Here is a 13,156-nt window from a genome sequence, read left to right on the forward strand (position 1 = left end):
GCGCCGCCGGCGGGGTCTGCGACGCTGGGGGCATGACCGCACCAGCCACCGGCGACGCCCCGCACCCCGAGGCCGCCTCGGACTTCATCCGCGACGCGATCCGCGCCGACCTCGAGTCGGGGGCGCACGACGGGCGGGTGCAGACCCGGTTCCCGCCGGAGCCGAACGGCTACCTCCACGTGGGCCACGCCAAGTCGATCATCCTCAACTTCGGGCTGGCCGAGGAGTTCGGGGGCACCTGCAACCTCCGCTTCGACGACACCAACCCGGTCGTCGAGGACCCCGAGTTCGTCACCGCGATCATCGAGGACATCGGCTGGCTGGGCTACGAGCCGGAGGCCGTCGTCCACGCGAGCGACTACTTCGCCCAGCTCTACGACTGGGCGGAGGAGCTGATCGGCAAGGGCCTCGCGTACGTGGACGACCAGGATGCGGAGACGATCTCCGCCCAGCGCGGCGGGTACGGCCAGCCCGGTGTCGAATCACCCCACCGCGACCGCACCCCCGAGGAGAACCTGGCGCTGTTCCGGGGCATGCGCGACGGGGAGTTCGCCGACGGGTCGAAGGTGCTGCGCGCGAAGATCGACATGCAGCACCCGAACATGATCATGCGCGACCCGGTGCTGTACCGGATCCGCCGGGTGCCCCACGAGCGGACCGGCACCGACTGGATCATCTACCCGACCTACGACTGGGCGCACGGGCAGTCCGACGCGATCGAGGGGGTCACCCACTCCCTCTGCACCCTCGAGTTCGCCGACCACCGGCCGGTCTACGACTGGTTCCTGTCCCACCTCGACCTGCCGCACAGCACGCCGGAGCAGACCGAGTTCGCCCGCCTCCAGCTCACCCACACGGTGATGAGCAAGCGGATCCTCCGCCGGCTGGTGGAGGAGGGCGTGGTGGAGGGGTGGGACGATCCGCGCATGCCGACCCTGCGGGGCATGCGGAAGCGCGGCTACCCGCCCGAGGCCCTGCGGGCGTTCGTCGACACCGTCGGGGTGGCGAAGACCAACTCCGTCGTCGAGGTCGAGCTGCTCGAGTCCTTCGTCCGCCGCCACCACAACACCCACGCGCTCCGGCGGATGGGCGTGCTGCGGCCCCTCAAGGTCACGATCACCAACTGGCCCGAGGGGCACGTCGAGGAGCTCGAGGCGATCAACAACCCCGAGGACGAGACGGCCGGCACCCGCACCGTCCCCTTCAGCGGCGAGCTGTGGATCGAGGCGGACGACTTCATGCTCGACCCGCCGAGGAAGTACTACCGGCTGAGCCCGGGGCGGGAGGTCCGGCTGCGCGGCGGGTACTTCATCACCGCCACCGACGTGGTCACCGACGACGCCGGCGAGGTCGTCGAGGTCCGCTGCACCTACGACCCCGAGACCCGCGGCGGCCAGGCGCCCGACGGGCGGAAGGTCAAGGCGACGATCCACTGGGTGTCCGCCCCGCACGCCCTCGACGCGACCGTCCACCTCTACGACCGGCTGTTCACCGACCCCCAGCCCGCCGATCCGATCGCCAGCCTGAACCCGGACTCCCGCGAGACCGTCACGGCCAAGGTCGAGCCCGTGATCGCCGACACCCCGCCCTGCGACGTCATCCAGCTCGAGCGGATCGGCTACTTCGCCGCGGACCCCGTCGAGCCCCTCACCCTCCACCGCACGGTCGGGCTCCGCGACGAGTGGGCGAACATCCAGAAGCGGCAGCAGGGCGGGGGAGGGGGCGGCAAGTAGCCCCGTCCGGACTACCCTTCTGCGCCACATGAGCGCCCCCGTGAGAGTCCGGTTCTGCCCCGCCCCGTCCGGCTGGCTGCACGTCGGCAGCGCCCGCACCGCCGAGTTCAACTGGCTGTGGGCGCGCAAGCACGGCGGCAGCTTCGTGCTGCGCATCGAGGACACCGACGCCACGCGCGCGACGGTCGAGTCCGCCGAGCAGATGATGGACGGGCTGACGTGGCTCGGCCTCGACTGGGACGAGGGCCCGGCGATCGGGTCGCACGCCGGCCGGGGCGAGTTCGGCCCGTACCTGCAGAGCGAGCGACGGCCCCTCCACGACGCGGTCGTGCGGCGCCTGCTGGCCGCCGGGCACGCCTACGAGGCCTTCGAGACGGCCGAGGAGCTCGAGGCCGCCCGCGAGGCCGGGCAGCGCACCTACAAGCGCGCGACCTCGGCGACGGCGACCGCGGGGGAGGGGCGGGACGCCGTCGTGCGGCTGGAGACCCCCGCCGACGGCGAGGTCAGCTTCGCCGACGACGTGCGCGGCACGGTCACGTTCGACTGGGCGGAGATCGCCGATCCGGTGATCGCCCGCGCCGACGGGTCGCCGACGTACCTGCTGGCGAACGTGGTCGACGACCTCGCCCAGGGCATCGGCTACATCGCGCGCGGCGAGGACCTCCTCAGCGCCACGCCGCGCCAGATCCTGATGGCCGAGCGGCTGGTGGCCGACGGGATCCTCGACGACGCGCTCGCGGAGGTCGGCTACCCGTCGCGGCCGGAGGGGGCACCGGACCGGCTCGGCTACGCCCACCTGCCCCTCCTGGTCGGGGAGGACCGCAAGAAGCTGTCCAAGCGGCACGGGTCGGTCGCCATCGAGTCGTTCCGCGAGGAGGGGTTCCTGCCCGAGGTGATGGTCAACTTCCTCGCCCTCTGCGGCTGGTCGCCGGGTGACGACCGCGAGCGCATGTCGGTGCCCGAGCTGGTCGAGGCGTTCGACTTCGCCCGCGTCCAGTCGAGCCCCGCCTACTTCGACACCGACAAGCTCCGGTCGTTGAACGGCGACACGATCAAGGACCTCGACGACGACGCGTTCGCCGAGCGGCTGGTCCCGGCCTTCCAACGCGCCGGCCTGGTCGACGACCCGCCGACCGAGGGGCAGCTGGCGCTGGTCCGGGGCTTCGCGCCACACCTCAAGGCGCGCACCCAGACCCTGGCCGACGCGGTGCCGCACGTCGCGTTCGCCTTCCGCGACGAGATCACGTGGGACGACAAGGCCGTCGCGAAGTGGCTGAAGCCCGCCGCCGGTCCGGTGCTCGACCTGGTGACGCCGCGGCTCGAGGCGCTCGAGGACTGGACCGCCGAATCGATCATGGCGGTGTTCGAGGCCTGCGTCGCCGAGCTCGAGGTCGGCATGGGCAAGGCCATGCAGCCCGTCAGGGTCCTGGTCACCGGGACCGCGGTCAGCCCGCCCCTCCCCGAGACCCTGTCCGTCCTCGACCGGGGGTGGGTCCTCGAGCGGCTGCGCGACGGCCGGTCACAGGTCGCCGAGGGGTAGCGCTGGTCGAACACACGTTCTAGCGTGGGGGTGTGGAGACCCCTGGTGGTGTGGAGACGCTCGCCCGGCAGCCCTCGATGTTCGGCCTCGACGACGCGCCGGCGTTCGACGCGTCCTTCGCCGGCCTGGAGCGGGTCGCGCTCACCCGCGGCGCCTGGCTCGACCTGGCCCGCGGCTGGCTGACGGGGGACGACGCGCTGTTCGAGGCGGTGCTCGCCGCCGCCGACTGGCAGGTGTGGACCCGTGAGCTGTTCGACCGGGTGGTCGCGCAGCCGCGGCTGTCGACGACCTGGGCGGACACCGACTTGCCTGCGCGGCTCGAGGTGCTGGCGGACGTGGCGGCCGCCCTGAGCGACCGCTACGACGTCCCCCTCACCCGCATCTCGGCGAACCTGTACCGCCACGGCAGGGATTCGGTCGCGTGGCACGGCGACACCCACCTGCGCGACCAGGCCACCGCCACGGTCGCCGTCCTGTCCCTCGGCCACGCCCGAGCGTTCAAGCTCCGGCCGCGCGGCGGCGGCCCCAGCCTGTCCTGGGACGTCGGGCACGGGGACCTCGCCGTGATGGGCGGGACGTGCCAGCGGACCTGGCAGCACGCGGTCCCGAAGGTCGCGAGCGCCGGACCGCGGATCTGCGTGATGTTCCGACCCGCGGTCGGGGACTAGTGGTTCCTGGTCAGCTCTCAAGGTGACACTCGCCCTGTCCGATCGTACGCCCATGGAGCTGGAGGGCGTGGCCGTCGAGCGGGACGGCGTGTACGCAGGAGCCGACCTCGCCAACGCGCATCGGTTCAACACCCTCGTGTGGGTGCTGTGGGCGGGGATGTTGGTGGTGCTCGCGGTCGCCGCCCCGCCCACGGCGCACGGGGCCGTGGTCGGCTGGGCGGTGTTCGCGGCCAACCTCGGGGTGGCGGTCGCCGCGGCCCTGACCGTCCGGCGCCTTGGCTTCGCCGGCCTGATGGGGTGGTGCTACGCCGCGACGATGGCGTTGGCCGCCCTCACGTGGGCAGCTGGAGGCCTGTCGGCGCCGTACGACGAGATGGCGCTCGGCCTCGTCGTGTGCACCGCCCTCACCCACCCGCTGGTCATCGCGGTGCCCTTCTACCTGATCGCGGCGCTGCTCCGCCTCGCCCCGGTCGCCTACGGCCAGGCCGACGGGCGGCTCGCCGACGTGCTGACCGCCGTCGTCCTGTGGGGGATGGTCGTGGTCGTGGGCGGCCAGGTCATGGAGACCGTCCGCGGCCACCGCCACACCCTCGCCACCCGGGGTGACAGCGCGATCGACGACGCGCGTCGCGACAGCCTGACCGGTCTCGAGACCCGACGGGCCTTCACCGCGGACCTGCCCGACCGGCTGGCGGCGTCGCGGACGGCCGACGCCCCGCTCGCCGTCATCGTGATGGACGTCGACTGGTTCAAGGACGTCAACGACACCTACGGCCACCTCGAGGGCGACCGCGCCCTGCAGGCCGTCGCGCAGGGCATCCGCAGCGGCACCCGGCCGGGGGACTGGCTGGTCCGCTGGGGAGGGGACGAGTTCGTCGTCGTCCTGGAGGGCGTCGACGAGGGCCTGGTCACCGCCGTGTGCAACCGCATGGCCGCCCGCATCACCGCCGTGACCGAGGGGGAGCCGTGGGGGCCGATCTCGGTCACCGCCGGCTGGGCGATCGACGACGGGGAGTCGAGCGCCGAGTGGTTGCTCGACGCCGCCGACACCCAGCTGCTCGCCGAGAAGGGCCGCCGGCACGCGCGGTCGGCCCGGTAGCGGTCCGGGGCACGGCAGTCCTCGGGGCCTGCACGGCGGTCACGGACCGCGGGTCCGGCTACAGGTGGAGCTTGAACCCCACGTGGGTGGGCTCGAAGCCCAGGCGCTCGTAGAACGCGTGGGCGCGGGTGCGCTCCCGGTTCGAGGTGAGCTGCACCAGGCGACAGCCCTTCGCACGGGCACGGTCGACCGCCCAGGTCATCATCGCCGCCCCGATCCCGCTGCCGCGCAGGTCGCTCGCGACCCGGACCGCCTCGACGAGCAGCCGACTGCCGCCGTGGTAGCTGACGCCGGGGATGGTGGTGAGCTGCATGGTCGCGACGACCCGCCCGTCGGCGGTCACGCCGACGACGAGGTCGTGGGCGGGGTCCGCGTCGATCGCGTCGAACCCGGCGAGGTACCCCGGGTCGACGTCGTCCCCAGCCGCCGGGACCACCTCGCGCGCGACCGGGAGCTGGTCCTCGGCGAGCAGCGCCACGAGCACAGGCAGGTCCGCACGCACCGCACGGCGGAGCGTCACCCCTGGCGCGAGCGGGGTGGTCAGGTCGTCGCGGTTGGCGTCCAGGGCGCCTCAGGCGGCGTTCGGCGGCGCGGCGGCGGCGGCGCGGGCGTCCTCGACCTCAGGGTCGTCCAGGCCGAGGATCGCGTCGAACAGCGCGAGGTCGCCCAGCAGCCGGGCGAGTCCACGATCGATGACCTCGTCCGGGAGCGCGGCGAGGACCAGCTCATCCATCTGCATGTCCACGATGTAGACATATCGCATGGATCGTGTCGAGTAACCAGCACCGCCACCCGGCCAGCCGGACAGACCCAGGACGCCTGGGCCCCGGGCCTACACGACGTCGCGGCGCCGCACCACGGCAGCGGACAGCACGACCGCGACGGCACCCCACGCCACCATGGCGACCAGGGCGGCGGGCACCGCAGGTCCGGTCCCGATCCCGGCGATGACCGCCGAGAGGGCGGCTGGCATCCACTCGCCGGCGCTGCTGGCCAGCTGCGCGATCGTCCCGGGGGCGATGAAGAGGAGCACCACGACGGTCGCGACGGCACCGCCGGCGTTCCGGATCAGCATGCCGATGGCTGCCCCGGAGGGCCGCGCCGATGCCGCCGGAAAGGGTGGTGGTGGCGAGCAGCCGGGCGATCGTGCCCGCTGACAGAAGGAAGTCGTGCTCGGTGGCGGGCATGGCGGCCGCGCCGGCGGTGATGACGAGGGCGCTGCCGAGCAGGCTCAGCGGCGATGGCGACGAGCACGCCGACGAACGTCCAGGGCAGCGTCGTCGAGGTGATCTTCCTGAGCTTCGCGCGGAGCAGTCGGGTCCAGGTCATGGTCAGCGCACCTCCTCAGGGCTCCGGGTGTGCCGTGCGTCCTCGGTCCACCCGAGGAACAGCTCCTCGAGGGACCCGGCCTGCGGTGAGCTCGTGCAGGGCGATGCCGGCTGTGGCGGCGCGGTCACCGATCTCCGTGATCGGCATCCCCCGCACGACGAGCACGCCGTCACCGCCCCGTCCGGGCTCCGGTGCCATCGCCTGCACCGTCGCACCGGCGGCGTCGAGGGCCTGGGCCAGCTCGCGGTGCTGCGCGGACACGACCCGCGTCGCGGCACCCTGCAGCTCGCTGATCGCGCCCCTTACGACCAGGCGGCCGTGGTCGATGACGACCACGTGGTCCGCGAGGTGCTCGACCTCCCGCGCCAGGGGCGAAGGTCACACCGCGCGAGGTGCGGTGTCACACCCCTCCCGTACGGTCAGTCGGCATGGGGAGGACGTGCGCGGTGGAAGGGTGTGACCGCTCGGTGACGTCGAGGGGCTGGTGCGCGACCCACTACAAGAGGTGGCAGCGGACGGGGACGACGTATGACCCGGTGCGCGGGCCGACGTCGTGCACGGTCGAGGGGTGCGATCTGCCCGTGGACGCCCGCGCGCTGTGCCACGGGCACTTCCAGCGGCACCAGCGGCACGGGTCGGTCGAGGCGCACATCCCGCTGGGTCGTCGGCGGCAGCCCGAGACGTGCACGGTCGAGGGATGTGCGCGGAGGACCAAGGCCAAGGGCCTGTGCCCGACCCACTGGGCCCGGGTCCGGGCCCACGGCGACGTCGAGCCGGACGGCATCCCGACCGTGGTGACGGCTGCCTCGCCGCGAGGAGAGCAGGCGTGCGTCGAGCGGGGGTGTACCGCCTTGGCGGTCGCACGGCAGCGCTGCCCCGACTGCTACAAGGCGGCCCTGCGGTCGGGCGCGATCCAGCCCGCAACCGACGTTCGGGTCGTCACCGGCGCCGGGTGGCTGAACCACGGGTACTGGGTCGTCCCCGTCCCGCCCGATCTCCGCCACCTCACCGGCGGTGCGACCTCTGAGGCCGAGCACAGGCTCGTCATGGCGCGCCACCTCGGCCGACCCCTCCTGCGTGATGAACAGGTGCACCACGTGAACGGCGACCGGCTGGACAACCGGCTCGAGAACCTGGAGCTCTGGTCCACGTCGCACCCGAGCGGGCAGCGCGTGGAGGACAAGGTGTCCTGGGCGATCTCGCTCCTCCGCCAGTACCGCCCGGACGCCCTCGCCGATCCCTCCGGAGACGACGACGGCCACCGCATCAGCGGTGGCCGTCAGCCGTAGTCCCGATGGGATTTGAACCCACGCTACCGCCTTGAGAGGGCGGCGTCCTAGGCCGCTAGACGACGGGACCAGATCTGTGAGAGCCGAGTTGAGCTCTGTTGTCCGGTGAGTTCGCTCACCATCGCTCGGGGGGAAGGACTTGAACCCTCAATAACTGGACCAGAACCAGTCGTGTTACCGATTACACCACCCCCGAAAGGGACCGCCACCATCCTCACAGGGGCGGCGGCGGACGCCAGAGGATAGCAGCCCCTCCACGGCACCTGCAACGCGGCGGACCCCCGTCGCCGCACCTGTCAGGCTGGTCGCGTGGACCTGTTCTGGCTCGCCCTCGCCGGCGCCGTCGTGCCCTGCCTCGCGTGGCTGTGGTTCTTCTACACCCGCGACGTGCACGACCCCGAGCCCAAGCCCCTGATCGCGAAGCTCTTCCTGATCGGCGCCCTGCCTGTCGCCTTCGTCGCCGGGATCGTCAACACCGGCCTGTTGCTCGGCCTGACCGGCGGCGACCTCCGCGGCGCGGGGGCGACCGCGGCGTTCGCGACCTTCGCGGTCCTCGGCGCGCCGGTGGTCGAGGAGACCCTCAAGTACCTCGGCACCAGCGTCGGCGCCCGGCGACACCGCGCCTTCGACGAACCGGTCGACGGGATGATCTACGGCGCCACGGTCGGGCTCGGGTTCGCCGCCGCCGAGACCGTCGACTACCTCATCAACGCCTACCAGGGCTTCGGACCACTCGGCACGCCGATCGACTTCTGCGACGCCGGGGCGGAGTGCTTCCTCCTCACCGCGTTCCTGCGCGGCATCGGCTCGGCGGTCCTGCACGCCACCGCCGGGGGCATCGCCGGCTACGGGCTCAGCCGACGGGTGGTCGAGGGACGCGGGCGGCCGACGGCGATCTGGTGGGTCCTGGTCGCGATGGTCGCCCACGGCGCCTGGAACGCCGCGGCGTTCGTGACCCTGCCCCTCCCCGCGCTCGTCTTCTTCGTGCTGCTCCGCCGCAGCCTCCGCCGCTCGCCGTACGTGGCTGAGGTCGTGGTCCCACGGCGGTACTACGACCCGGCGCGGTACGGCGACCCCAACGGGTTCAGGCGCTGAGCGGGTTCAGGCGCTGAACTGCCGCCTCGACCCGGGGGCCAGCAGCAGACCGGCGAGCACGACGGCCAGGACGATGCCGACGGCGCTCACCGCACCGCGGTACTGCGCCACGCCGCTGAGGACCGCCAGGGCCGACACCGCCAACCCGGCGGCGAACGACCACCGGCGGCGCTGCCACAACCCCACGGCGATCGCGCCGAACAGCGCCGTGCCGATGGCGAAGGCGACCACCGCCGGCGGGACCGCGTCGCCGCGGGGGCCGAAGCGGCTGAGGACCGGGATGGTGATCCCGAGGTGGGCGATGGCCAGCAGGGCGCAGCCGGCGGCGGCGATCCCCGCCACGGCCACCGCTCCCCGGAGTGCAGGTGTGCGTCCGTTCACACCGGTCCATGCTATGCGGCCACCATGACCCCTCAGGACCCCGACGACCGGGCCGCCCGCCTCGGCGACGACCTCAAGCTGGCCTTCCGGGCCCTCGCCAGCCCCGACGTGGCCGAGGACCGCCGACCGGACTGGCACCGGCGGCTGATCGCGATCACCAACTCCGCCAAGCACGACGTGGCGACCGCCGAAGGCCGCATGGCCCGCTGGTGGGCGGACTTCGAGGCTGAGGTCGGACCTCGCCCCCACGCGGGGGACTAGAGGGAGACGATCTGCAGGTTGGTGACGTGCGGCGACTCGGCGTCGCCCTCGAGGTCGAAGCGCACCCGCTGGCCGATCCGCAGCTCCATCAGGTGGCTCGCGTCGAAGGTGTCCGCGTCGTAGGTCAGCTCGCGGAGGTCGTCGAGCACCAGGCTGCCGGTGCGGGTCTGGACGTCGAAGCTCTTGATCGTGCCCTGCGGCATCGGGTGGGTCCCTCTCCTCGGCGGTGGGCCGTGCGTCAGGTCGGGAGGGTACGCGCCCCCGTGACGGCCGACCAACCCCCCGCGGCCTCGATGTCCGCCGGCTGGTCGAGGTCCAGCGCGAGCCCCGCGACCGTGACGACCGTGCACCCGACCCCGCGGCGGCGGGCCTCGGCGACGTGCGCGTCCGCGGACCCCGATCCGTACCGCGGGGGGATCACACCACCGGGTGCGCGGACCAGGGCGCCGGTGCCGCCGTCACCGGTCGGGACGACCACGACCCCCGGCACCCCGGGGAGGGCGCGGACGACGACGTCGAGGTCCTCGGGGCTCACCAGCGGCAGGTCGGCCGGCAGGACCAGCGTCGCGGAGGCGCCCAGGTGGGTGTCGGCCGCCGCCAGGGCCGCGTTCAACCCGCCGCCCGGTGGTTCGTCGAGGACGTCCAGGCCGCGACGGGTCGCCCAGCTGCGCCCCACGTGGTCGCCGACGACCACGAGGATCCCCGTGACGGAGGACGCGGCCCGCGCGGCCTCGACGACCCGCTCGAAGGTGCGGCGGAGGAGGAGGGCCCGGTCCGCCGGCGACAGCGCCGACGCCATCCGGGTCTTGGAGGCGCGGACGGCCTTCAGCGGGATGACGGCGGTGACGTCGACTGGCATGGCGAGCGCGCAGCCTAGCGGCCGCCACCCGGCGGTCAGGATCGCGCCGGACGTCGCCGTCAGGCGAGGGAGGCCCCGATCGCGCCCACCATCGCCCCCGCCGTTCACCCCCCAGCGCATCGTGCCCCTCCTAGACTGCCCCCGGCTACCCGGACGAGACCGACCAGGGAGAGGAGGGTGAGCCGTGGGCGCAGTGGCGGTCATGGGTGCGGGGTCGTGGGGCAGCGTGTTCGCGTCCATCTGCGCCGAGGCCGGTGAGGACGTCCGCCTCTGGGCACGCCGTCCCGAGACCGCCGCCGCGATCGCCGCCGACCACCGCAACCCGGAGTACCTGGACGACGGCGACCTCCACCCCTCGATCGAGGCGACCGCCGACGCGGAGCGCGCGCTCGCGGGTGCCGAGCTGGTCGTGCTCGCCGTCCCCAGCCACGCGCTCCACGACGTCCTCGCCGACTGGGCTCCGCTCGTCCCCCGCGACGCGATCGCGGTCAGCCTCATCAAGGGCATCACCGTCGACAGCCACCAGCGGGCCAGCCAGGTCGTCCGGCAGGCGTGGGACCTGCCCTTCGGACACGTCGTCGTCCTGTCCGGGCCCAACCTCGCCGGCGAGTGCGTCCGCCGCCTGCCCGGCGCGACCGTCGTCGCCGGCCCGGAGACGGCGGTCACCCGGCGGGTCCAGTCGGCCTGCCACACCGGCTGGTTCCGCGTCTACACCAACCCCGACCTGGTCGGCGTCGAGCTGGGCGGCGCCGTCAAGAACCCCCTCGCGATCGCGGCCGGCATCGCCGACGGGCTCGGCTACGGCGACAACACCAAGGCCTCCCTCGTGACCCGCGGGCTGGCGGAGATGACCCGCCTCGGCGTGGCGCTCGGCGGCAACCCGATGACCTTCGCCGGCCTCGCCGGCGTGGGCGACCTGATGGCCACGTGCTCGAGCACCGGATCGCGGAACCGCCACGTCGGTGAGCAGCTCGGCCGCGGCCGCCCGCTCGACGAGGTGATCGCGGAGATGTCCGCGGGCGGCGACGTCCGCGGCGTGCCGGAGGGCGTCCGGTCCGCCGCGGCGATCACGGCCCTCGCCGCCGACGCCGGCGTCGAGATGCCGATCGTCGAGCAGATCGCCCACGTCGTGGACGGCCGCGTGCCACCCGACCAGGTCGCCGCCGCGCTGCTCGGCCGCCGGCCGAAGGCGGAGTTCCACGGCCTCGACGGTGCCGCGCGCACGGCCCCCACCCCCATGGAGATGTGATGAGCGTGACGTCTGACGGAGACCGCACACGGGTCCTGGTCCTCTTCGGAGGCCGCTCGAGCGAGCACGAGGTGTCCTGCCTGTCCGCCCGCGGGGTGCTGTGGGCGATCGACTCCGAGGCCTACGACGTCACCTCGGTCGGCATCACCAAGAGCGGGCGCTGGGTCCTGATGCCGTCCGGTGTCCCGCAGACCCGCGAGGGCACCCTCCCCTCGGTCCCCGACGACGGCCCGCCGGTGACGATCGTCACCTCACCCGAGGGTCCGGTCCTGCTCGAGGTCACACCGGACGGGACCGTCGACCTCGGCCGGATCGACGTCTGCTTCCCCGTGCTGCACGGCCCCTACGGCGAGGACGGCACCATCCAGGGCTACCTCGCCACCGCCGGCGTGCCCTACGTCGGCGCCGACGTCGCCGCCAGCGCCATCGCGGTCGACAAGCGGCAGATGAAGCACGTGTTCGCCGCCGCCGGCCTCCCCCAGGTCGCCCACGACGTGGTCATGCGGCCGGACTGGGAGGCCGACCGCGAGGGGGAGCTCGACCGCGTCGAGGCGGCCCTCGACTACCCGCTTTTCACCAAGCCCGCCCGCCAGGGCTCGTCGATCGGGATCAGCCGCGTGGCGGACCGCGGCGCGCTGGCGGCCGGCATCGACGAGGCCCTCACCTACGACCGCGTCGTGATCGTCGAGCACGGGCTCGACCGGGTCCGCGAGCTCGAGTGCGGCGTGATCGGCAACGACGACGTCGAGGTCACCCCGCCCGGCGAGACCGTCCACGGCGGCGCGGAGTTCTACGACTTCGACGCCAAGTACCTCGCGCCGGTGCAGCTGTCGTGCCCGGCTGACGTGCCCGAGGACGTCGCCGCCACCTGCCAGGACCACGCCGCCCAGGCGTTCAAGGCCATCGGCGCCCGCGGCATGGCTCGGGTCGACTTCTTCTACGACACGGCCTCGGGCGACCTGCTCGTCAACGAGATCAACACCATCCCCGGCCTGACGCCCCAGTCGATGTTCCCGCCGGTGTGGCAGGCCACCGGCCTCAGCTTCCGCGCCCTGATCGACCGCCTGCTCGCCCTCGCCATCGAGGCGAGCCACGAGGACGGGCGCTTCTCCCCATAGGGAGCTAGAGGTGCACGACCGGGCAGGTGAGGGTCCGGTCGATGCCCGGGATCGCCTGGATCTTCGCGACGACCATCTTGCCGAGGGCGTCGACGTCCTCCGCCTCAGCCCGCACCACGACGTCGTAGGGGCCGGTGACGTCGTCGGAGGCCTTCACGCCGTCGATCTTCGCGGCGGCGGCGGCGACCTCGGCGGCCTTGCCGACCTGGGTCAGGATCAGGATGTAGGCAGAAACCACGGGTCGTCCTCCGTCGTCAGGTGGTCATCGACTGGGGTCCGGCCGATCGATCTCGAAGTAGAGCCGGATGGTGGTCCGGTACTCGAGCGCGTCGTCCTCGCCCAGGGCCGCACCCGTCGCCAGGACGTCCAGGCGGCGGATCTTCCGCAGCGTCCGCGACGCCTCGCGGACGGCCTCGCGGGCCGCGTCGTCCCAGCTCGTGGCCGAGACGCCTTCGAGTTCGATGGAGTTGAGTACCGGCATGGTCCGGGCAGCCTAGCCGACCGAGGCCGAGGGTCTCGCGGCGCCGACCTGCGA

General features: G+C 73.1%; 18 protein-coding genes and 2 tRNA genes. 9 read left to right on the top strand and 11 right to left on the bottom strand.

What is annotated here, in order from left to right:
- Positions 1-32 precede the first annotated feature (32 nt).
- The 4 genes from ACEQ2X_RS18115 to ACEQ2X_RS18130 are packed head-to-tail and all read left to right on the top strand — an operon-like array spanning position 33 to position 5,040.
- Complete coding sequence (locus ACEQ2X_RS18115; protein WP_370327258.1) at positions 33-1,733, top strand: glutamine--tRNA ligase/YqeY domain fusion protein; 1,701 nt, start codon at positions 33-35, stop codon at positions 1,731-1,733.
- Positions 1,734-1,761: 28 nt separating this feature from the next.
- Entirely contained in the window at positions 1,762-3,273 is a 1,512-nt protein-coding gene (locus ACEQ2X_RS18120; protein WP_370327259.1) for a glutamate--tRNA ligase, read from the top strand.
- A 32-nt stretch (positions 3,274-3,305) separates the two neighbouring features.
- Complete coding sequence (locus ACEQ2X_RS18125) at positions 3,306-3,941, top strand: alpha-ketoglutarate-dependent dioxygenase AlkB (RefSeq protein WP_370327260.1); 636 nt, start codon at positions 3,306-3,308, stop codon at positions 3,939-3,941.
- A 52-nt stretch (positions 3,942-3,993) separates the two neighbouring features.
- Positions 3,994-5,040: a diguanylate cyclase domain-containing protein gene (locus ACEQ2X_RS18130; protein ID WP_370327261.1), complete on the top strand. Its 1,047-nt coding sequence runs from the start codon at positions 3,994-3,996 to the stop codon at positions 5,038-5,040.
- A 58-nt stretch (positions 5,041-5,098) separates the two neighbouring features.
- On the opposite strand, the gene ACEQ2X_RS18135 is transcribed toward ACEQ2X_RS18130, so the two are convergent.
- From ACEQ2X_RS18135 to ACEQ2X_RS18150, 4 genes are all read right to left on the bottom strand, one after another.
- Positions 5,099-5,542: a GNAT family N-acetyltransferase gene (locus ACEQ2X_RS18135; RefSeq protein WP_370327262.1), complete on the bottom strand. Its 444-nt coding sequence runs from the start codon at positions 5,540-5,542 to the stop codon at positions 5,099-5,101.
- A 69-nt stretch (positions 5,543-5,611) separates the two neighbouring features.
- A complete protein-coding gene (locus ACEQ2X_RS18140; protein WP_370327263.1) occupies positions 5,612-5,803 on the bottom strand; it encodes a hypothetical protein in 192 nt (63 codons plus the stop codon).
- Between the two features lie 69 nt (positions 5,804-5,872).
- The gene (locus tag ACEQ2X_RS18145) at positions 5,873-6,115 is read right to left on the bottom strand and encodes a hypothetical protein (protein ID WP_370327264.1); all 243 of its coding nucleotides are present in this window, start codon (positions 6,113-6,115) and stop codon (positions 5,873-5,875) included.
- 269 nt (positions 6,116-6,384) lie between these two features.
- Complete coding sequence (locus ACEQ2X_RS18150; protein ID WP_370327265.1) at positions 6,385-6,705, bottom strand: hypothetical protein; 321 nt, start codon at positions 6,703-6,705, stop codon at positions 6,385-6,387.
- Positions 6,706-6,950: 245 nt separating this feature from the next.
- On the opposite strand from ACEQ2X_RS18150, the gene ACEQ2X_RS18155 reads away from it, so the two are divergent.
- The gene (locus ACEQ2X_RS18155; protein ID WP_370327266.1) at positions 6,951-7,658 is read left to right on the top strand and encodes an HNH endonuclease; all 708 of its coding nucleotides are present in this window, start codon (positions 6,951-6,953) and stop codon (positions 7,656-7,658) included.
- On the opposite strand, the gene ACEQ2X_RS18160 is transcribed toward ACEQ2X_RS18155, so the two are convergent.
- Both ACEQ2X_RS18160 and ACEQ2X_RS18165 read right to left on the bottom strand, forming a co-directional pair.
- A tRNA-Glu gene (locus ACEQ2X_RS18160) sits at positions 7,656-7,728 on the bottom strand. The two genes, ACEQ2X_RS18155 and ACEQ2X_RS18160, sit on opposite strands and share 3 nt — an antisense overlap.
- Positions 7,729-7,782: 54 nt before the next feature.
- Positions 7,783-7,854: transfer RNA gene (locus ACEQ2X_RS18165), tRNA-Gln, on the bottom strand.
- Positions 7,855-7,967: 113 nt separating this feature from the next.
- Between ACEQ2X_RS18165 and ACEQ2X_RS18170 the strand changes: the two genes are divergently transcribed.
- On the top strand, positions 7,968-8,753 hold the full coding sequence (locus ACEQ2X_RS18170) for a PrsW family intramembrane metalloprotease (RefSeq protein ID WP_370327268.1): 786 nt from the start codon (positions 7,968-7,970) through the stop codon (positions 8,751-8,753).
- Positions 8,754-8,759: 6 nt separating this feature from the next.
- Here the strand turns inward: ACEQ2X_RS18170 and ACEQ2X_RS18175 are convergent, their stop codons facing one another.
- The gene (locus ACEQ2X_RS18175) at positions 8,760-9,134 is read right to left on the bottom strand and encodes a hypothetical protein (protein WP_370327269.1); all 375 of its coding nucleotides are present in this window, start codon (positions 9,132-9,134) and stop codon (positions 8,760-8,762) included.
- Positions 9,135-9,158: 24 nt separating this feature from the next.
- Between ACEQ2X_RS18175 and ACEQ2X_RS18180 the strand changes: the two genes are divergently transcribed.
- Positions 9,159-9,395 carry a hypothetical protein gene (locus ACEQ2X_RS18180; RefSeq protein ID WP_370327270.1) on the top strand — a complete coding sequence of 79 codons (237 nt, stop codon included), beginning with the start codon at positions 9,159-9,161 and terminating at the stop codon, positions 9,393-9,395.
- Here ACEQ2X_RS18180 and ACEQ2X_RS18185 read toward each other — a convergent pair.
- Positions 9,392-9,598: a cold-shock protein gene (locus ACEQ2X_RS18185; protein ID WP_370327271.1), complete on the bottom strand. Its 207-nt coding sequence runs from the start codon at positions 9,596-9,598 to the stop codon at positions 9,392-9,394. The genes ACEQ2X_RS18180 and ACEQ2X_RS18185 overlap by 4 nt on opposite strands.
- A 35-nt stretch (positions 9,599-9,633) precedes the next feature.
- The gene (cofC, locus tag ACEQ2X_RS18190; protein ID WP_370327272.1) at positions 9,634-10,254 is read right to left on the bottom strand and encodes a 2-phospho-L-lactate guanylyltransferase; all 621 of its coding nucleotides are present in this window, start codon (positions 10,252-10,254) and stop codon (positions 9,634-9,636) included.
- A 184-nt stretch (positions 10,255-10,438) separates the two neighbouring features.
- On the opposite strand from cofC, the gene ACEQ2X_RS18195 reads away from it, so the two are divergent.
- A complete protein-coding gene (locus tag ACEQ2X_RS18195) occupies positions 10,439-11,503 on the top strand; it encodes an NAD(P)H-dependent glycerol-3-phosphate dehydrogenase (RefSeq protein ID WP_370327273.1) in 1,065 nt (354 codons plus the stop codon).
- The gene (locus ACEQ2X_RS18200) at positions 11,503-12,621 is read left to right on the top strand and encodes a D-alanine--D-alanine ligase family protein (RefSeq protein ID WP_370327274.1); all 1,119 of its coding nucleotides are present in this window, start codon (positions 11,503-11,505) and stop codon (positions 12,619-12,621) included. Before ACEQ2X_RS18195 ends, ACEQ2X_RS18200 begins: the two co-directional genes overlap by 1 nt.
- Positions 12,622-12,625: 4 nt before the next feature.
- Here the strand turns inward: ACEQ2X_RS18200 and ACEQ2X_RS18205 are convergent, their stop codons facing one another.
- Positions 12,626-12,859, bottom strand: coding sequence for an Lrp/AsnC ligand binding domain-containing protein (locus tag ACEQ2X_RS18205; protein ID WP_370327275.1), 234 nt, complete (start codon positions 12,857-12,859; stop codon positions 12,626-12,628).
- Between the two features lie 24 nt (positions 12,860-12,883).
- Positions 12,884-13,102, bottom strand: coding sequence for a dodecin family protein (locus ACEQ2X_RS18210; protein ID WP_370327277.1), 219 nt, complete (start codon positions 13,100-13,102; stop codon positions 12,884-12,886).
- Positions 13,103-13,156: the final 54 nt, after the last annotated feature.

The organism is Euzebya sp. (assembly GCF_964222135.1).
Taxonomy (GTDB): Bacteria; Actinomycetota; Nitriliruptoria; order Euzebyales; family Euzebyaceae; genus Euzebya.